General features: G+C 63.7%; 14 protein-coding genes and 1 tRNA gene. 9 read left to right on the top strand and 6 right to left on the bottom strand.

The genetic code is table 11. From position 1 onward, the window contains the following. Positions 1-139: 139 nt before the first annotated feature. From murI to CFB35_RS11405, 5 genes are all read right to left on the bottom strand, one after another. Complete coding sequence (gene murI, locus CFB35_RS11425; RefSeq protein WP_059583556.1) at positions 140-997, bottom strand: glutamate racemase; 858 nt, start codon at positions 995-997, stop codon at positions 140-142. Between the two features lie 31 nt (positions 998-1028). Next, positions 1029-1505, bottom strand: a complete 477-nt coding sequence (bfr, locus tag CFB35_RS11420; RefSeq protein ID WP_006478315.1) for a bacterioferritin — start codon at positions 1503-1505, stop codon at positions 1029-1031. Between the two features lie 193 nt (positions 1506-1698). Further along, positions 1699-3222: a fumarate hydratase gene (locus CFB35_RS11415; RefSeq protein WP_034183495.1), complete on the bottom strand. Its 1524-nt coding sequence runs from the start codon at positions 3220-3222 to the stop codon at positions 1699-1701. A 44-nt stretch (positions 3223-3266) separates the two neighbouring features. Further along, on the bottom strand, positions 3267-3851 hold the full coding sequence (locus tag CFB35_RS11410; protein ID WP_012492727.1) for a TIGR00645 family protein: 585 nt from the start codon (positions 3849-3851) through the stop codon (positions 3267-3269). A 111-nt stretch (positions 3852-3962) separates the two neighbouring features. Further along, the gene (locus CFB35_RS11405) at positions 3963-4871 is read right to left on the bottom strand and encodes a DMT family transporter (RefSeq protein ID WP_089464953.1); all 909 of its coding nucleotides are present in this window, start codon (positions 4869-4871) and stop codon (positions 3963-3965) included. A 325-nt stretch (positions 4872-5196) separates the two neighbouring features. Between CFB35_RS11405 and acs the strand changes: the two genes are divergently transcribed. The 3 genes from acs to CFB35_RS11385 all read left to right on the top strand — a co-directional run bounded on the left by acs (position 5197) and on the right by CFB35_RS11385 (position 9628). Then, the gene (gene acs, locus CFB35_RS11395) at positions 5197-7179 is read left to right on the top strand and encodes an acetate--CoA ligase (RefSeq protein WP_089464952.1); all 1983 of its coding nucleotides are present in this window, start codon (positions 5197-5199) and stop codon (positions 7177-7179) included. Positions 7180-7264: 85 nt separating this feature from the next. After that, a complete protein-coding gene (locus CFB35_RS11390; RefSeq protein ID WP_060966372.1) occupies positions 7265-7609 on the top strand; it encodes a DUF4212 domain-containing protein in 345 nt (114 codons plus the stop codon). Positions 7610-7612: 3 nt separating this feature from the next. Continuing rightward, a complete protein-coding gene (locus CFB35_RS11385) occupies positions 7613-9628 on the top strand; it encodes a sodium:solute symporter family protein (RefSeq protein ID WP_059578266.1) in 2016 nt (671 codons plus the stop codon). An 84-nt stretch (positions 9629-9712) separates the two neighbouring features. Here the strand turns inward: CFB35_RS11385 and CFB35_RS11380 are convergent. Further along, a tRNA-Ser gene (locus tag CFB35_RS11380) sits at positions 9713-9803 on the bottom strand. Between the two features lie 350 nt (positions 9804-10153). Between CFB35_RS11380 and CFB35_RS11375 the strand changes: the two genes are divergently transcribed. The 6 genes from CFB35_RS11375 (at position 10154) to CFB35_RS11350 (ending at position 18945) form a co-directional block, all read left to right on the top strand. Further along, positions 10154-12931 carry a type VI secretion system Vgr family protein gene (locus CFB35_RS11375; RefSeq protein ID WP_089464951.1) on the top strand — a complete coding sequence of 926 codons (2778 nt, stop codon included), beginning with the start codon at positions 10154-10156 and terminating at the stop codon, positions 12929-12931. Between the two features lie 23 nt (positions 12932-12954). Next, complete coding sequence (locus CFB35_RS11370) at positions 12955-15216, top strand: hypothetical protein (protein ID WP_089464950.1); 2262 nt, start codon at positions 12955-12957, stop codon at positions 15214-15216. Positions 15217-15266: 50 nt separating this feature from the next. Beyond that, positions 15267-16694, top strand: a complete 1428-nt coding sequence (locus CFB35_RS11365) for a virulence factor (RefSeq protein WP_373453009.1) — start codon at positions 15267-15269, stop codon at positions 16692-16694. Between the two features lie 9 nt (positions 16695-16703). Further along, a complete protein-coding gene (locus tag CFB35_RS11360; RefSeq protein WP_060966367.1) occupies positions 16704-16967 on the top strand; it encodes a PAAR domain-containing protein in 264 nt (87 codons plus the stop codon). Between the two features lie 47 nt (positions 16968-17014). Continuing rightward, positions 17015-18352 (top strand): virulence factor, encoded by a 1338-nt coding sequence (locus CFB35_RS11355; RefSeq protein WP_089464949.1) that lies wholly within the window; start codon positions 17015-17017, stop codon positions 18350-18352. A 209-nt stretch (positions 18353-18561) separates the two neighbouring features. Then, positions 18562-18945 carry a hypothetical protein gene (locus CFB35_RS11350; RefSeq protein ID WP_226093851.1) on the top strand — a complete coding sequence of 128 codons (384 nt, stop codon included), beginning with the start codon at positions 18562-18564 and terminating at the stop codon, positions 18943-18945. The last annotated feature ends 116 nt before the right edge of the window (positions 18946-19061 follow it).

Here is a 19061-nt window from a genome sequence, read left to right as displayed (position 1 = left end):
ATAGCTAACGTTAATGCGAATTATTATCATTAATTTTGCAGGTGTTGACAAGCCTGGGTCGGGCTTTTTTTAAGGTCATCGGACCCTTGAAAGGAAGCGGCGGCTTGGCCGCCGTGGGAGCCCGGCGTGCCGGCGCGCGTCAGGCGGTCGCGCAGGCGTGCGCGTTCGGCGAGGAAATGGTGACGGATTCGACCGGCGCCTCGAGGCCGAGCAGCGTCGACGCGAGCGCGCGCAGTTGCAGGCCGTCGCTCGTCGAGCACAAGCGCGTCGGCGCGGCGTGCGTGCCGGCCGGCGCGCGCAGCCCGCGTTCGTCGAGCACCCGCGCGAGCTGGCGGGCAATGGCATCGCTCGTGTCGACGATCGTCAGGCGCTCGCCAACAATGTCACGAATCGTTTCTGTGAAGAACGGGTAGTGCGTGCAGCCGAGTACCAGCGTATCGGCGCCGTCGTCGAGCATCGGCTGTATGTAACGCTCGAGCAGTGCCCGTAGTGCGGGCGAGTTCGTGTCGCCGCGCTCGATCGCTTCGACGAGCCCGTGGCCGGGCTGACAGATGAAGCGGCGGCCGGCGCCGTAGCGGTCGAGCAGCGCCTGGAAGCGCGGGCTGTTCAGCGTCGACTGCGTGGCGAGGACGCCCGCGACGCCGGTCGCGGACAGCGCGGCGGCCGGCTTGATGCCCGGCTCGACGCCGACGAGCGGTATCGACAGGCGTTCGCGGATGGCCGCGATCGCCCGAGCCGTTGCCGTGTTGCATGCGATGACGAGCGCTTTCGCGCCTTCGCGCGCGAGCCACTCGCCGATGGCCAGCGTGCGTTCCGTAATGAATGCCTCGTCGCGCGGGCCGTATGGCGCGTGGTGCGAGTCGGCGACGTAGACGAACGATTCGCCGGGCAGGTGCGCGCGCGCGGCGCGCAGCACCGACAGGCCGCCGAGCCCCGAGTCGAAGATGCCGACAGGGGCGGCGGCGTGCGGCGCGCTAGCGGCGGACGGGTGCGTCATCGTCGGGCGTGCGGCGGGCAGGGCAGGGCGATTACTCGGCCGAACCCATCATCGTTTGCTGATAGTTCTGCAGGCCGACCTTGCCGATCAGGTCGATCTGCGTTTCGAGCCAGTCGATGTGCTCTTCGGTGTCGTCGAGGATCTTTTCGAAGATCTCGCGCGACACGTAGTCGCGAACCGATTCGCAGTAGGCGATCGCTTCCTTGCAGGTGGACTGCGAGATCTGCTCGAGCTTCAGGTCGCACTTCAGGATCTCTTCGGTTTCCTCGCCGACGAGCAGCTTGTGCAGGTCCTGCAGGTTCGGCAGGCCGTCGAGCATGAACACGCGTTCGATCAGCCAGTCGGCGTGCTTCATTTCGCCGATCGACTCGTCGTATTCGTGCTTGCCGAGCTTGTCGAGGCCCCAGTGCTTGTACATGCGCGCATGCAGGAAGTACTGGTTGATCGCCGTGAGTTCATTCTTCAGTTGGGCGTTCAGATATTCGATGACTTTCTTGTCGCCTTGCATGGCTGTTCCTTGTTCAGTGGAGCTTCAGAAACCGAACGATAATCGCTCGAACGAGAAAAGCCAAGCCTCGAAGCCTTGTCGGGCCTGCCTTTTGCGTGTAATGAGAATCAGCCTTGAATAACCGGCCGCGCACAATAATGAGAATGAGAAGTAAAAAGGCCGGACGCGCGTCCAGCCTTTCGTTCGATCGCGCTTACGCGGCTGCGACCGGGATCTTGCCGATCTTCGCCTGCCATTCCTTCGGACCCGTCTGGTGCACCGACGTGCCCGACGAATCGACAGCAACTGTTACAGGCATGTCCTGCACGTCGAATTCGTAGATCGCTTCCATGCCGAGGTCTTCGAACGCGAGCACCTTCGCGCCGCGAATCGCCTTCGACACGAGGTAGGCCGCGCCGCCGACCGCCATCAGGTAGGCGGCCTTGTGCTTCTTGATCGCGTCGATCGCGACCGGGCCGCGCTCGGCCTTGCCGACCATCGAGATCAGACCCGTCTGAGCGAGCATCGTCTCGGTGAACTTGTCCATGCGCGTGGCCGTCGTCGGGCCGGCCGGACCGACGACTTCGTCGCGCACCGGGTCGACCGGGCCGACGTAGTAGATCACGCGGTTCGTGAAGTCGACGGGCAGCTTCTCGCCCTTCGCGAGCATGTCTGCGATGCGCTTGTGCGCGGCGTCGCGGCCGGTGAGCATCTTGCCCGACAGCAGCAGCGTCTGGCCCGGCGTCCAGCTCGCGACTTCTTCCGGCGTCAGCGTGTTCAGGTCGACGCGCTTGCTGGTTTCCGTGTTCGGTTCCCACTGCACCTTCGGCCAGGCGTCGAGCGACGGCGCTTCAAGCTTGGCCGGGCCCGAGCCGTCGAGCACGAAGTGCGCGTGGCGCGTGGCCGCGCAGTTCGGGATCAGCGCGACCGGCTTCGACGCCGCGTGCGTCGGCGCCGCCATGATCTTCACGTCGAGCACGGTCGCGAGGCCGCCGAGGCCCTGCGCGCCGATGCCGAGCGCGTTGACCTTCTCGTGCAGTTCGACACGCAGTTCCTCGACCCAGTCCTTCGGGCCGCGCGCGATGATTTCCTGGATGTCGATCGGCTCCATCAGCGATTCCTTCGCCATCAGCATCGCCTTCTCGGCGGTGCCGCCGATGCCGATCCCGAGCATGCCCGGCGGGCACCAGCCGGCGCCCATCGTCGGGACCGTCTTCAGCACCCAGTCGACGATCGAATCGGACGGGTTCAGCATCACGAATTTCGACTTGTTTTCCGAGCCGCCGCCCTTCGCCGCGACCTGCACGTCGACCTTGTCGCCCGGCACGATCTCGTAGTGGATCACGGCCGGCGTGTTGTCCTTCGTGTTCTTGCGGGCGCCTTCCGGCGGATTGACGATCGATGCGCGCAGCACGTTGTCCGGGTGCGTGTAACCGCGGCGCACGCCTTCGTTGATCATGTCGGTGAGGCCCATCGTCGCGCCGTCCCAGCGCACGTCCATGCCGACCTTCACGAAGATCGTGACGATGCCGGTGTCCTGGCAGATCGGACGCTTGCCTTCCGCGCACATGCGGCTGTTCGTGAGGATCTGCGCGATCGCGTCCTTCGCCGCCGGGCTCTCTTCCAGCTCGTATGCGCGGCCGAGGGCCTGGATGTAGTCGAGCGGGTGGTAGTAGCTGATGTACTGCAGCGAATCCGCGATGCTCTGGATCAGGTCTTCCTGTTTGATGACGGTCATGGCTGAGACTCTGTGGGGACAGTGGGGAATGCGTTGCCGACGGTTCAGGCCGCCGGTCGGGACGCCGCGGGCGCATGCGCCTCGTGGAAATGGGCCGGGTGCGTGTGCGTCGTCAGGCGGTCGACCCACGCCATCACGAGCGCCGACACGAGGAACGACACGTGGATGATTACCTGCCACATGATCGCGTGCGTCGTGTGCTGGTCGGGGTTGATGAACGTCTTCAGCAGATGGATCGACGAAATGCTGATCAGCGCCATCGACAGCTTGACCTTCAGCACGCCCGCGTTCACGTGGTCGAGCCATTCGGGCTCGTCGGGGTGGCCCTCGATGCCGAGCCGCGACACGAACGTTTCATACCCGCCGACGATCACCATGATCAGCAGGTTCGAGATCATCACCACGTCGATCAGGCCGAGCACGGCGAGCATCACGCTGATTTCGTCGAGGCCCGTCGCATGCGACAGCAGGTGCCAGACTTCCTTCAGGAACAGGAACACGTAGACGGCCTGCGCGACGATCAGGCCCAGATAGAGCGGAACCTGGAGCCAGCGGCTCATGAAAATCAGCGCGGGAAGCGGGCGAAGCGGGCGACGGCCAGGATGGCCGGGCGAATGCGGGGCGGACATGTCGGGGTACGGGCGCGGTGCGCAGGTATCGGGGTAATCTTGAAAAGGCGCGCTATTGTAACGCGTCGGCCGGCGCGACTGCAGCGATGCGCCGACGCCGCGGGGGACGGATCAGGAGGCGGCCGCCGGCATGCGTTTGACGCGCAGGCTCGCGAGCACGATGCCGGCGACGACGCACGCGAGCGCGATGCCGTGCGCGAGCGTCGGGCGCTCGCCGAGGAACGCGATGCCGTACGCGGCTGCCGCGATCGGCAACACCGCGCTGAACACGCCGGCGAGGCTGCCCGGCACGTGCCGGATGCCCTTCATCCACAGCCAGAACGAGAAGATGCTGGCCGACAACCCGTACCAGACGACGAGCGCCCAGGTGCCGGCGGGCACGCTCGCGTAATCGAAGCGCCACAGCGCCGTCGCGCCGAGCGGCAGCATCAGGAACAGGCCGAACAGGTGGGTATACGCGCAGATGTCGATCGGCGCGAGCGTCTGCGTGAGCCGGCGCGACAGGATCACGTAGATCGATTCGCAGCACACCGCGCCGAGGATCAGCAGGTTGCCGGCGAGCGAGCCGGACGCGTCGCCCTGCGCGCCGTGGCCGGCCGCGCTGCCGTTGGCGAGGTTGATCGTCACGACGCCAATGATCGCGAGCGCGATCGACACGAGCGCACGGCCGTTCGGTTTTTCACGCAGGATCAGCCATGCGAACAGCGCGACGATCGCCGGAATCGTGCTCGTGATGACGCCCGCGGCCACCGCGCTCGTGCGCTGCACGCCGTTGAGCATCAGCAGCGTGAACATGAAGGTGCCGAAGAACGCCTGCAGGAACAGGTTCAGCCATTCGCCGCGCTTGACCGTGCGCATCTTCGCGGGGCTGAACAGCGGCCACAGCACCGCGATCGCGATCACGAAGCGCAGCGTGGCGAGGATGGCGACGGGGACGAATGCAACGATGGATTTACCGATACCGACGTTGCTGCCGACGAACAGCATCGACAGGATGAGGAAGAGGGCGTAGCGATTCAAGCTGGAATCCGGAAGGCGAGTTCAGTTAGGATTGTAGGGTCGCGGTTGTAACAGCGTAAAGCTGGCCTCGATGCGGCGCCTCGCGCACGAAACGGCCATGCCGCGTAAGTGACGGGTAAGTTGGCGCGCTTATCGTGGAACTGCCGCGCCGCAGGTCACGTTTGCGTGACGTGACTTGATGTGGTGCGGTGCAGCATCGTGCGCAGGCCTTCGCGGCCGCGCGCGGGTGGTGGGAGACAGCGGCGCGCAGCGCCGGCCAGGACGACGCGCGGCGCGCACGATCGCGCCGCCATGCAGAGGATTCATGTTCACCAAGGGGTAGTCGATGTCTGCGATTGAATCGGTTCTTCACGAAACCCGTCAGTTCGCGCCGCCCGCGGCGCTCGAGAAGACGGCGACCATTTCCGGCATGCCGGCCTATCGCGCGCTCGTCGCCGAGGCCGAGCAGGATTACGAAGGCTTCTGGGCGCGGCTCGCGCGCGAAGGCCTCACGTGGCACAAGCCGTTCACCAAGGTGCTCGACGAGCGTAACGCGCCGTTCTACACATGGTTCGACGACGGCGAGCTCAACGCGTCGTACAACTGTCTCGACCGTCACGTCGAAGCGGGCCACGGCGAGCGCGTCGCGGTGATCTTCGAGGCCGACGACGGCACCGTCACCCGCGTCACCTATGCCGATCTCCTCGCACGCGTGTCGCGCTTCGCCAATGCGCTGAAGAAACGCGGGATCGGCAAGGGCGATCGCGTCGTCATCTATATCCCGATGTCGATCGAAGGCATCGTCGCGATGCAGGCGTGTGCGCGTATCGGCGCGACGCACTCGGTCGTGTTCGGCGGCTTCTCCGCGAAATCGCTCAATGAGCGGCTCGTCGACGTCGGCGCGGTCGCGCTGATCACCGCCGACGAACAGGCGCGCGGCGGCAAGACGCTGCCGCTCAAGAGCATCGCCGACGAGGCGATCGCGCTGGGCGGCTGCGAAGCGGTCAAGAGCGTGATCGTCTATCGTCGCACCGGCGGCAAGATCGACTGGCACGCGGGCCGCGACCTGTGGATGCACGAGCTGACCGACGGCGAATCCGACCGCTGCGAGCCGACCTGGGTCGGCGCCGAGCATCCGCTGTTCATCCTGTATACGTCGGGCTCGACCGGCAAGCCGAAGGGCGTGCAGCACAGCACGGGCGGCTACCTGCTGTGGGCCGCGCAGACGATGAAGTGGACCTTCGACTGGAAACCCGACGACGTGTTCTGGTGCACGGCCGACATCGGCTGGGTCACGGGCCATACGTACATCACGTACGGGCCGCTCGCGTGCGGCGGCACGCAGGTCGTGTTCGAGGGCGTGCCGACGTATCCGGACGCCGGGCGCTTCTGGAAGATGATCGGCGACCACAAGGTGACCGTGTTCTACACCGCGCCGACCGCGATCCGTTCGCTGATCAAGGCGGCCGAAGCCGACGACAAGGTTCATCCGAAGAGCTATGACCTATCGAGCCTGCGCATCATCGGCACGGTCGGCGAGCCGATCAATCCGGAAGCGTGGATGTGGTACCACAAGCACGTCGGCCACGAGCGCTGCCCGATCGTCGATACGTGGTGGCAGACCGAAACCGGCGGCCACATGATCACGCCGCTGCCGGGCGCGACGCCGACCGTGCCGGGTTCGTGCACGCTGCCGTTGCCGGGCATCATGGCCGCGGTGGTCGACGAGACGGGCCAGGACGTGCCGAACGGGCAAGGCGGGATTCTGGTCGTCAAGCGCCCGTGGCCCGCGATGATCCGCACGATCTGGGGCGATCCGGAGCGCTTCAAGAAGAGTTATTACCCGGAAGAACTCGGCGGCACGCTCTATCTGGCTGGCGACGGCACCGTGCGCGACAAGGAGACCGGCTACTTCACGATCATGGGCCGGATCGACGACGTGCTGAACGTGTCGGGCCACCGGCTGGGCACGATGGAGATCGAATCGGCGCTGGTGTCGCATGAACTCGTGGCGGAGGCGGCGGTGGTCGGCCGCCCGGACGACACGACGGGCGAGGCGGTCGTGGCGTTCGTGGTGTTGAAGCGTTCGCGCCCGGAAGGCGACGAAGCGGCGGCGCTCGCGAAGGCGCTGCGCGACTGGGTCGGCAAGCAGATCGGGCCGATCGCGAAGCCGAAGGACATCCGCTTCGGCGACAACCTGCCGAAGACGCGCTCGGGCAAGATCATGCGGCGCCTCTTGCGCTCGCTCGCGAAGGGCGAGGCGATCACGCAGGATACGTCCACGCTCGAGAATCCGGCCATCCTCGAGCAGCTCACCGAAGTGCGCTGAGCGCCTGCCGGTTGCGCGTCACGCGCACGAGCCCCTGCGCGGCAATCCCGATTGCCCGCGCAGGGGCTTTTTGCTACATAACGGCATGACCGTTCCGACCCGTTCGGCGCCTGCTGCGCCACCTCCCGTTCCCGCGCCGCTCGCGCGTGCGCACGCACGCTACTGGCGCTTCAACGTCGCGCTGATCGCGGTGCTGATGGTGATCGGTTTCGCGGTGTCGTTCATCGTGCCGTTCTTCGGGCCCGCGCTCGCCGGGGTTCGCTTCGCCGGCTTCAGCCTGCCGTTCTATGTCGGCGCACAGGGCGCGATTCTCGTGTACCTCGTGCTGATCGTCGTCTACATCGGGCTGATGCAGCGCGCGGACCGCACGCTGCGCCGCGCGTACGACGAGCATGCGGCGCGCGCCGGCCATGCGAACGGCGGGCGCTGATTCATGCTGACACATCGACTGATACGCGCTTACGCGCTCTACACGCTCGGGTTTCTCGGTTTCGTGCTGCTGATGTGGCGGATCGAGCGCGCGACGGGCTCGGGCGTGTGGATCGGCTACGTGTTCCTGTTCGTGCCGATCGCCGTGTACGCGGTGATCGGGTTGTTGTCGCGCACGTCCGATCTCGTCGAGTACTACGTGGCCGGGCGGCGCGTGCCGTCCGCGTTCAACGGGATGGCGACGGCGGCCGACTGGCTGTCGGCCGCGTCGTTCATCGGCCTGGCCGGCTCGCTCTACGCGACCGGTTACGACGCACTCGCGTACGTGATGGGCTGGACGGGCGGGTTCTGCCTCGTCGCGTTCCTGCTCGCGCCGTATGTGCGCAAGCTCGCGCGCTACACGATTCCCGATTTTCTCGGCACGCGCTTTTCCAGCACGGCCGTGCGCGCGCTCGCGGCCGGCGCGGCGATCCTGTGTTCGTTCGTGTACCTGGTCGCGCAGATCCAGGGGATCGGCCTGATCGCGACGCGCTTCATCGGGGTCGATTTCGCGATCGGCATCTTCTGCGGGCTCGCGGGCATTCTCGTGTGCTCGTTTCTCGGCGGGATGCGCGCGGTCACGTGGACCCAGGTCGCGCAGTACATCATCCTGATCAGCGCGATCCTGATTCCGGTGTCGCTGATCGCGATGAAGAACGGGCTCGGCCCCGTGCCGCAGTTCAATTACGGCAAGCTGATGGAGCGCGTCGCGGCGCGCGAGGCGCAGGTGCGCGACGCGCGCGACGAGCAGCAGGTGCGCGATGCATACCGCCGGCAAGCCGCGGCCATCCAGACGCGGCTCGACCGGTTGCCGGCGTCCTATGCGGACGCGCGCCGGCATCTCGTCGACCAGCTTGCGGACCTGCGGCGCCACAACGGGCCGCTGCGCGAGATCAGCCGGCGCGAGCGCGAGCTGGCCGATTTCCCGCGCGATCCGGCGGCGGCGCGCGTGGCGTGGACGCAGGCGCGTGACGACCTGCTCGCGCGTGCCGAGCCGCCCGTGCCGATGCACGAGCCGTTTCCGGCCGCGAGCGAAGACGAACGCAAGCCGCGCGAGCGGAATTTCCTCGCGCTGCTGCTGTGCCTGTCGCTCGGTACGGCGAGCCTGCCGCACATCCTGACGCGCTACAACACGACCACGTCGGTTGCGTCGGCACGGCGCTCGGTCGGCTGGACGCTGTTCTTCATCGCGCTGTTCTACCTGAGCGTGCCGGTGCTCGCGGTGCTGATCAAGTACGAGCTCCTCGCGAATCTCGTCGGGCGGCCATTCGCCGAATTGCCGGGGTGGGTCACGCAGTGGCATCACTTCGAGCCCGACCTGATCAGCGTCGTCGAGGTGATTCGCGACGGCATCGTGCACTGGTCGGAAATCCAGATGCAGCCGGACATGGTCGTGCTGGCCGCGCCGGAAATCGCGGGGCTGCCGTACGTGGTGTCGGGGCTGATCGCGGCCGGTGCGCTGGCCGCGGCGCTGTCGACCGCGGACGGGCTGCTGCTGACGATCGCGAATGCACTGTCGCACGACGTCTACTACTGCATGGTCGCGCCCGATGCGTCGAGCCAGCGGCGCGTGACGATCTCGAAGGTGCTGCTGCTCGGGGTGGCGCTGTTCGCGTCGTATGTCGCGTCGCTCAATACCGGGAAGATTCTGTTTCTGGTCGGCGCCGCGTTTTCGCTGGCGGCGTCGAGCTTCTTTCCGGTGCTGGTGCTGGGGGTGTTCTGGAAGCGCACGACGACGCGTGGCGCGATTGCCGGGATGGTGACGGGGTTGGCGGTGTGCGTGTACTACATCGTGTCGACGTATCCGTTCTTCACGCAACTGACCGGGTTCGCCGGGCGCACGTGGTTCGGGATCGAGCCGATCAGTTCAGGCGTATTCGGGGTGCCGGCGGGGTTTGCGGTGGCGATCGTGGTGAGTCTGTGCGACAGGCGGCCGGATGAGTATACGCGGGCGTTGGTGGATTACATTCGGCATCCGTGAGGGGGCGGGGCGATGTATGGCGTGTCGGCGGTCCCAAAATGAAAAGCCCCTGATTCCTAGGGAAATCAGGGGCCTCACGTATTCTGGCGGAGAGAGGGGGATTCGAACCCCCGATAGGCGATTAACCTATACACGCTTTCCAGGCGTGCGACTTAAACCACTCATCCATCTCTCCGGAAGACCGAGAGTATAGCAAACTCTGGCGGCAGCCCGCCACTCCCTTCCGCGCCTGTCGGAAAATCGTCGATCCATACCGAGCGCGCGTCGCCCTGCGTCAGATCGTGACGACCCGTACGACCTGTTCGCTACATCGGACACGGAACGTCCCGGTTCGAAAGAATGTGAACGGTTGAGTCCGTTCGGACGCTTCGCAAAAAGGATTCTAAATCCTGTCAAAAAGCCGTCACCAAGCCGACAAATTTGTTATGCTCGCCGAAAATCAGACGGGCGGCACTCCCAGGACGGACCAGCGGGCGTGATTGTTCGCCGAACAACGAAGTCAAACAAAATCCTGAGAGTCATGCTGTGAATACAGCCGAATTGCTGCGCACGTTTGCGTCCGGGGTGGTCGATCAGAACAATCGGCCGGTTCGCATGAACTGGGGGGCCGCCCAGAAAACGCTCGAGCAGGTGCTTGCGCTCCAGTATGCCGATATCCGCGAAGGGTTGATGACGGGCATCGAGGGGCATCTGACCTGCGTGTCAGCGCGGGCCGATCTTCCGATCCGCGGCTTCATCGGGCTGCCGGTCTCCGTCGAGATGACGACCGATCGCGGGCGTCTCCATACCATCAACGGCATTGTCACCGACGTTCGCACCGGCCAATCGGACGGTTCACTGACCTGCTACCAGCTGACGATTCGCGACGTGCTGTCCGTGATGGAGCGGCGCACCAATTCGCGGTTGTTTCGGTCCAAGAGCCTCCCCGACATCCTGGGTGTGCTGCTTCAGGAATGGCGCCAGCGCAGCTCGGCGCTCGCGGGCGCATTCGAATTCGATCTGTCCGGTCTGCAAGCCGAGCGTTACCCCGCGCGGGAACTCACGCGGCAGGTCAACGAGTCGGACGCGCATTTCATTCGGCGCCTGTTGCGACGGGAGGGAGCGACCGTATTCGTCAAGGCGGGCAAGACCGGGGAGCGGGCTAGCGGCAATGCGCACGACACGCCGGTGCATACGCTCGTCTTTGCCGACGACTCGATGAAGTTGCCGCAGACGGCCGCCGGCACCATCCGCTACCACCGTGACGCCGCCACCGAAGAGCGCGACTCGATCACGCTGTGGGCGACGAGCCGCCGGTTGATTCCGGGCAAGATCGTCCGGCCGACGTGGGACTACAAGAGCGGCCGGATGTCCCAAACCGAGCAGGCGACGATCGTCGATCAGGGCGACAGTGGCAACGACCTCGGGCATTTGCTGGCCGACGTCGTGATCGATATCCCGCACGCCGGGGATTCGTCGTCCGATCTCGACCGGATCGGCAAGGACCGGATGCTGGCGCATGAACTGCGCGCCGAATCCGTCGACGGCGTGAGCAACGTGCGTGATCTGGCCGTCGGTCACTGGTTTGCGCTCGCGGAGCATCCGCAACTCGACACGTTGCCGGCCGAACAGCGGCAGTTTGTCGTCACGTCGCTTCATCATCGCGTGCGAAACAACCTGCCGAAGGAACTGAACGAGCGCGCGCAATCGCTGTTCGCCGCAAGCCGCGTGCTGTTCAACGCGGTGCCGACCGACGTGAGCGGCAAGCCGGGCGACGAAAGCGACAGGCGCTACGAGAACACGTTCTCGTGCGTGCGGCGCGGCGTGCCGCTGACGCCTGCCTACGATCCGCACGTCGACCTGCCGCCCGTGCATCCGATGACGGCCGTCGTCGTCGGGCCGGAGGGCGAGGAGGTGTTCTGCGATGAAATGGGCCGCATCCGGGTGCGGATCCAGGGGCTGAGCGCGGACGATCATGCACACGCACAGGGTGCCGGCACGAGTGGCACGCCGTCCGACAGCGCGCCGGTGCGCGTCGCCTGCGCGCTCGCCGGGCCGAGTTTCGGCGCGAATACGTTGCCGCGCGTCGGCATGGAAGTGCTGATCGGCCATATCGGCGGCGATCCGGACCGGCTCGTCGTGATGGGTGTGCTGGCCAATGGGCCGAACATGCCGGCGACCTTCAGTCATACCGGCGCGCTGCCGGGCAACCGCTATCTTTCCGGCACGAAGACGAAGGAAATCAAGGGGCAGCGGTACAACCAGATCCGCTTCGACGATACGCCCGGGCAGATCAGCAGTCAGTTGGCGAGCGAGCATGCGTACAGTCAGCTGAACCTCGGCTATCTGACGCAGCCGCGCGACAACGGGCAGGGGGCGGCGCGCGGCGAAGGCGCGGAATTGCGCAGCGATGCGCACGTGGCGATTCGAAGCGGCAAGGCGATGCTGATTTCGGCCTGGGAGCGGCTGCGCGCCAGTGACGGCCACCTCGCGCGGGACGAGTATCTGCAGCTGATGCAGGAATGCGTCGAACTGTTCAAGAGTCTCGGCGACTATGCGGCCCGGCATCAGGGCGTCGCGCCCGACACGCAGCCGCACGATGCACTCATGACCACGGTGAAAGGCTGGCCGAATGGCGAGGCGTCCGGCGGCGGTGAGTCGTCAGGCGCGTCGATGGCCGCGATCGGCATCACCGCACCGGCCGGCATCAGCATGGCGACGCCGAAGACCGTGACGACCCATGCGGGCGGCAACGTCGATGTCGTCGCGCAGAACCACCTGCAGTACACGAGCGGGCAGCGGATCAACCTGCAGGCCGGGCACGGTGTCGCGATGTTTGCGCACAGCGAAGGCGTGTCGGCAATCGCCAACCGGGGGAAAGTTGCGCTGCAGAGCCAGAACGACGACACGCAGATCGATTCGGCGAAGAACATCCAGATGACGGCGGGCGGCGGCAAGCTCGCGGGCATGGCCAGCGAGCAGGTCGTGTTCGTGACGTCGGGCGGCGCGTATCTGAAGCTGCATGGCGGCGATATCGAGCTCGGGTGTCCGGGGAGTTTTACCGTCAAGTCCGCGTCGCATACGTGGGCCGGGCCGGCGAGCATGAGCGCCGACTTTCCGAAGTTCGACCAAGGCTCGCTGGGGCGCGTGCCGAAGCTGGTACGCGCCACGGACGGGCAGCCGGTCGAGGGCATGGAAGCCGAGGTGCGAAAGGCGTCGGGCGAATTGATCAAGGGGAAGACCGACGCGCAAGGCAAGCTGGCGCCGGTCAGCAGCGATCAGTTCGAACAATTGGCGGTTCGCTTTTTCAAGTCCAGAACCTGAGCTGAGTCTTCAAGAAAAACAACATGTTCAACTACAACTTTGCGCAGAACCCGGGCGGGCAACCGTCGACGGACGACCCGTCGCAGACTTCGGTGGGCGGTGGACTGGGGACGACACTGTTCAACCGCAACGACCTCGAGTGCGTGATGCAGATGCCGTTGCCGGGCGTCGTCATTTTCGTGCACGGGGTGAATTCGGAAGGGGAATGGTTCAAGGACGCCGAGAAGGGGTTGTGTGCCGGATTGAACCGGCGCATGGGGCGTTATGACGATCAACTGTTCCATTGGGGGCCGGTGGCCGGGCAGATGACGCCGGTCAGCTATATCGAAAGCCTGACGCCAGACGGTTTCCTGAATCCGGACATGTCGTCGAAGACGTACATCAAGCCCGATCCGTCCTTTTCGCCCGTCATCCACTTTCGGTGGGGCTATGCCGCGAACGCGGAAGAGCTGAAGGAGTATGGCGACAAGATCATGCTCAACGAAAAGAATTACTGGGGCGGTGGCCCGTTCGCGGGCGGGTGTACGAGTTTGCCGGATCTGTGGAACGACGGGTTGAACGATCGGCTTTTCCTGTGGCTGACCGTCCAGCACATGAATGGCATCGGCAATCGAAAAATCTACTCCACGCCACCGCGCACTTACGGTGTGCTTGGCGCGCTGCGGCTTGCACGCCTGGTCGAGTCGATCCGCAAGCGACAGGCCGACGCGCCGATCACGATCGTGTGCCACAGCCAGGGAAACATGATCGGCCTTGCCGCTGCATTCCTTGGAGACCGCTTGCCCGAGGTGACGGATCAATGGGGCAAGAAAGGGCGCTGCGTCGCCGATACCTATGTTCTCGCCAATCCCCCGTACAGTCTCGTCGAGGCCAACATGACCGACTCGTGGGCCCAGCGCGGGGTGCGCGACAAGAACGGGCACGTGGGGCGCGAGACCTATGTCGCGCGCAAGGAAACGCTGAGGGAGTACTTCGATATCCTGCGTGCCCGGGCCGAGCTCGAGATGCCTGCGGAGGATCTGGATCGCGCAATGGAAAACGCAAGACCGTCGAAGAACGGCGGCAAACCGTATAGTGCAGCCAAGGACCGCGAGGCGCACGGGTTGTACCAGAAAAACACGTACGGCAGAGTGACGCTGTACTGTTGCCCGCACGATCAGGTCATTTCGGCCTTGACCGTTCAGGGAATCGGCTGGCGCGGGATGAGTGTCGACGAGATCAGTGCGACGAACGGGTGGGGTGTTTTCTCGCAGCGCGTGTTCGCGTCGAATTTCGAGGTGGGCGGAGAGAACAAGCTCTATCGGTATTGGCAGGATGACTGGCGCAAGGACAAGAACCAGAAGGAGGGTTTCTGGTATCCGCCGTCACCACCTGCACGGTATGGTCTTGGACGAGGCACGCATTCCAATGAAGGGTGGATCGCGAAGTTTTTCACGATTGCAACGAGCCCGGCTCTTTACCTGTTCAATTTGACTAACATGGCGGTCAATGCCGATCCGCCGAAAGACTGGGAAATCCCGATTACGGCACCGATGCTCGACAAGGAGACCCGCTTCCTTCCGCAGGCGTTGCGCTACGACAAACCGTCGGGCGCTTGCGATGCGCAGGGGAAACCGATTGAGGAAGGGCGCTTCAACGAGAGTTACGATCCGCCGTCGGCTGCGCGCGATGCCAAGAAGGAGAGCAAGCGCGATGACGATCCGTACGACAACTTCGACGCGAAGTCGGAAAAATTCAAGACTGAGGGTGATGCGCTGAAAGCACTGGGCGATGCGGCGTCCGAGGCTGCGCAGCGGTATGAGGATCATTCGATTCTTCGCATGGAAGCGCGGAGATCCGGAAATCGTCGCTGGGTCGACAAGGATGGAAATGTGGTCGGGGAGGACAATCCGGAGTCAGCGAGTGCTGACTATACGGAATGGCGGAACAAGGAGATATTTCAGATTCTGAACGGCGGGGACAAGAATAACCCCACCAACCATTCGACCATCATGACCAACAAGGACCATGCTGAAAAGGCGTTGGCTTATGATGTTGCAATTGGGCTTTGTTATCTGACGGAGCTTGATTTTTATAAGCTTCGCATTGAGGCTGACTGGAGGTTTGTCGGGGGTCTCGATGATAGTAATCCGAGTCAGAAATTTTCTGAATATATCGTGTACGGAAAGTACAAAGAAGATTTTCTTCAGAATTGGGTGAAGAAGGACAAGGATGCAATGATGCCGCCCAAGATAAATGATGAGCGAGACGGAGGATTTTTCCTGAAGATTGGGGGTATTCTGTGAGGACGATCATTGCCACATGGCCTCGTCGTATAGGATTGGCATGCGCTGTGATGGTCATCACCTCGCTCGTTTCTCTGGTGCTGGCGATTTCAACTGGTGATTCGACTGGCTGGTTATTAAATTTGGGGGAGCTGATGAAGCGACTGGTGTTGTTGCCGGGACTTTTGGCAATTGTGGTGTTGGCGTTGGCAAGCGTCCTTGTGGCACCGAAAGCGACCGCCGCGCCGGCAGCGGGAACGGCTTTCGCAGGTGCGGAAGCAGCGCCGTCTAAACCCTTTGTGGCGCAGGTGGTGGGCCTTGAGTGGATGAATCCGCTGCAGCGACGAGATTATCCGACGGAGTGGCAACTGTTGTGGACGCTGGGTTTGGCGAAGCCAAATAAAAACGACGATATGGTTCGGACAAACCCAAAGAAATATTCGACATTACAGGCAATTTCTATTGTGGCCGACGGGCAGTGGGGTAGTGAGTCGTTCGTTGGTTTTTACAAGAAATATGTTAGAAAATTGCTGGTGCTTTTTCGTACTCGATATGTGACTAGTTCCAGTTATTTTTATACGATAAAGTCTGACAATAAAAGTGAATGGCGCGAATTGGCAGGTATTCACGTCGAACTCGCCATTCCGAAGGGGCGGTTGGATCCGGTACTCGCCGGCTCATTTCTGCGTGACGAAATGGTCAACGCTTATGAGATTGGAAATCCGTCCGCCAAAAATTTATGGAGCCACGACACACCGCCGGACGTGCACGTGACATCGGGGCAGGGGAATGCCGGCTTCACGTCGCTGAACGCGGCGCTGGACTATCTGGCCGCCCACCCCGACAAAAGCGCGTGGGTGATGAACTGGGATGCACCGAGTTTCCCGCCGAACGACGAACAGATCAACGAGAACATGGTGGTGCTGTTCCTCGCCGGCCCCGACCTGAAGACCGAGCGTGAGCCGCTGGCCTGGATCGGCAAGGCTGCACGAAGCAACGTCAAGGATTTCGAGGTAAAGCAAGGCGCGAGCCGTGCGGTGCAGGCATGGAAGTCGACGATCGATACGGCGGCGAGTAATGCTGGCGTGCCAGTGTCGTCGTTGAATTACATCGTGCACGACGCGGGCAAGGGCAGCGATGCTGCATCGACACGCATTGCCTCACTGTCGCAGACGCTGACAGAAGTTCTTCCGGAATACGATTTCCGCACGCAGACCTTCAATACATCGGCGTTGCTCGGTGACATGGGTGCCGGCGCGGCGCTGACCGATGTGGCGCTGGCGATCGGCCGCGCGAATCACCTCGGTGGAAATGTGCTCGTAGCCGGAACGACCGACGCGGAGCATCCGACGGCCGTGGTGGTGGTTGCGCCGTCGAAGCTGACACCGATAGATCCCGGCAAGGACTGGTTCCGCGCACGTGGTGAGAACAACGCGTACTTGCCGTGGTGGGGGCGCCGTCACGACGCGCGTCCGGCTCCGCAAGGCTATTCGGAATAAGGAACACGCATGCGCGGAATCATTCGGGTCGGCGACGCAACGAGCCACGGCGGTCAGGTCGTGACCGGCAGCGCGGTCAGCGAAGTGATGGGGCGGCCGGTCGCGCGGCTCGGTGATACGTGTGTCTGCCCGATCACGGGCCATCAGGCCTGCTTTATCGCCGAAGGCGATCCGCAGGTCATCGTCGACGGGAAGCCGGCCGCATTCGATGGTCACAAGACATCGTGTGGCGCGACGCTGATTTCGAGTCTGGCGTCGTCCGGACGGGAATGAATTATCGGACCAGCGCTCGGGATTGGTCGGCTCGATCGGGAATATTCATGCACTGCTTCAAGCTTGCCAGACGCTTCGGGTGCGTCTCGATGGTCATGGCAACACTCTTGTCGTTCCCGCCGTTGCGGGCCGAGACGAGCACCACATCGGCGCAATCTGTCGAAGGTGCATCTGCCGCGCCATTTCTTGCTCAAGTTGTCGGACTTGAATGGCTCAATCCGCTGCAGCGTCGTGACTATCCGACCGAGTGGCAATTGCTGTGGACGCTCGGGTTGGTGAAACCGAACGCCAACGACGACATGGTGCGGACAAACCCCAAAAAATACTCGACCTTGCAGGCGGTTTCCATCGTTGCGAATGGTAACTGGGGAAGTGAGACGTTTTCCGGGTTCTATGAAAAGTACGTCAACAAACTCCTTGTGTTGTTTCGAACGCGCTACGTGATGAACCCCGATTATTTTTACACCGTCAGCTCGAAGTACAAGCGGGAGTGGCGTGAACTGGCCGGGGTGCGTGTCGAACTCGCTCTTCCTGCCGACCGTCTCGATCCTGAAGCTGCCGGCGCGTACTTGCGCGACGAAATGGTAAGTACGTACGAAATCGGCAACCCCTCCGCAAAAAATCTATGGAGCAGCGATACGCCGCCCGATGTGCGCGTGACGTCGGGTCACGGCAATGCCGGCTTCACGTCGCTGAACGCCGCGCTGGACTATCTGGCCGCGCATCCCGACAAAAGCGTGTGGGTGATGAACTGGGACGCGCCAGGTTTTCCCCCGCAGGACGAACAGATCAACGAGAACATGGTGGTGCTGTTCCTCGCCGGCCCGGCTCTGAAGACCGAGCGCGAACCGCTGGCATGGATCGGCAAGGCGGCGCAAGGCAACGTCGAGGATTTCGACGCGAAGCAGGGCGGCAGCCGGGGAGGGCAGGCATGGAAGTCGACGATCGATGCGGCGGCAGGCAATGCGGGCGTCGCTGTCTCGTCGCTGAACTATGTTATTCACGATGCGGGCAAGGGCAGCGCTGCCGCGTCGGCAAGGGCCGCGTCGCTTTCGCAAGGGCTCGCGCAAGCCGTGCCGGAAAGCGACCTCCGCGACGCGACCTTCAACACGTCGGCACTGCTCGGTGACATGGGCGCCGGCGCGGCGCTGACCGATGTGGCGTTGGCGATCGGCCGCGCAAACCATCTCGGCGGAAACGTGCTCGTGGCGGGGACGACCGACGCGGAGCATCCGACGGCCGTGGTGGTGGTTGCGCCGTCGAAGCTGACACCGATCGATCCCGGCAAGGACTGGTTTCGCGCACGCGGGGAGAACAACGCGTACTTGCCGTGGTGGGGCCGCCGTCACGATGCGCGCCCGGCGTCGCAAGGCTATTCGTACTAGGGCGCGACGCAAGGGCTCGCGTTAAGCGATCTGTAACAATCAGCGGAATGGTGAACGCTTAATTCTTTCAAAATACTTTCCGCTTCTCTTTGCCGACGTGCCCCGAGGAACCCGGATTCGTGCTCCATCAAGGCACTTGTCCTGACGTTGCCGGAGGCAACATCGGAATCCCCATCGCATACATTGCAAAATGTATTGAAATGGAAAGGATGGCCTGGCTTGACGCGCCGCATCGTCGCCCCAGCCATGTCGACTACCGCGCGGCGCTCGGCGCGCTGAAGCAATCGCTCGGCTTTTTCCCGCGCCGGACCGAGGAACTCGCCGCGAAGGTTCGCCATGCGGAAGAGAACCTTGTGGTCGTGCTCGCGGCGCTGAGCGCGGTGTCGGACGTCGTGCGGGCGCCGGACGACGCGGGCGTCGAGCGCACGCTGTTCGATCGCCGCAACATCGTCGGGCAGGCCGTCCAGCAGATCCGGATGCAGCCGGCGCAACTGCGCGGGCTCGACGAGCGCGTGACCGATCTGCTGTCGCGCGCCGATCACCTGATGAACGTCGTGCTGCCGGCGGCGCTGGCCGCGCGGCCGCCGCGCTGAGGGAACGATGCGACCGCGCGCTTCGGTGCGCGTGGTCTCATGTCGGGCTTTACGGTTTCGCGCGGATGGCCCCGACTCTGCTATCTTCCCGGCATCTCACCGCTTTCCCGCCGATT

Source organism: Burkholderia sp. AU16482 (genome assembly GCF_002223285.1).
In the GTDB taxonomy this organism is placed as follows: Bacteria; Pseudomonadota; Gammaproteobacteria; order Burkholderiales; family Burkholderiaceae; genus Burkholderia; species Burkholderia semiarida.
This window is presented reverse-complemented; position numbering and strand designations above follow the sequence as displayed.

Coding starts and splice junctions, on each gene's coding strand:
- CFB35_RS11370 (WP_089464950.1), top strand. CDS start 12,955: ATGTTCAACTACAACTTTGCGCAGAACCCGGGCGGGCAACCGTCGACG.
- CFB35_RS11385 (WP_059578266.1), top strand. CDS start 7,613: ATGCTGACACATCGACTGATACGCGCTTACGCGCTCTACACGCTCGGG.
- CFB35_RS11360 (WP_060966367.1), top strand. CDS start 16,704: ATGCGCGGAATCATTCGGGTCGGCGACGCAACGAGCCACGGCGGTCAG.
- murI (WP_059583556.1), bottom strand. CDS start 997: ATGACGCACCCGTCCGCCGCTAGCGCGCCGCACGCCGCCGCCCCTGTC.
- acs (WP_089464952.1), top strand. CDS start 5,197: ATGTCTGCGATTGAATCGGTTCTTCACGAAACCCGTCAGTTCGCGCCG.
- CFB35_RS11390 (WP_060966372.1), top strand. CDS start 7,265: ATGACCGTTCCGACCCGTTCGGCGCCTGCTGCGCCACCTCCCGTTCCC.
- CFB35_RS11350 (WP_226093851.1), top strand. CDS start 18,562: ATGGCCTGGCTTGACGCGCCGCATCGTCGCCCCAGCCATGTCGACTAC.
- CFB35_RS11415 (WP_034183495.1), bottom strand. CDS start 3,222: ATGACCGTCATCAAACAGGAAGACCTGATCCAGAGCATCGCGGATTCG.
- CFB35_RS11355 (WP_089464949.1), top strand. CDS start 17,015: ATGCACTGCTTCAAGCTTGCCAGACGCTTCGGGTGCGTCTCGATGGTC.
- CFB35_RS11410 (WP_012492727.1), bottom strand. CDS start 3,851: ATGTCCGCCCCGCATTCGCCCGGCCATCCTGGCCGTCGCCCGCTTCGC.
- bfr (WP_006478315.1), bottom strand. CDS start 1,505: ATGCAAGGCGACAAGAAAGTCATCGAATATCTGAACGCCCAACTGAAG.
- CFB35_RS11365 (WP_373453009.1), top strand. CDS start 15,267: ATGGTCATCACCTCGCTCGTTTCTCTGGTGCTGGCGATTTCAACTGGT.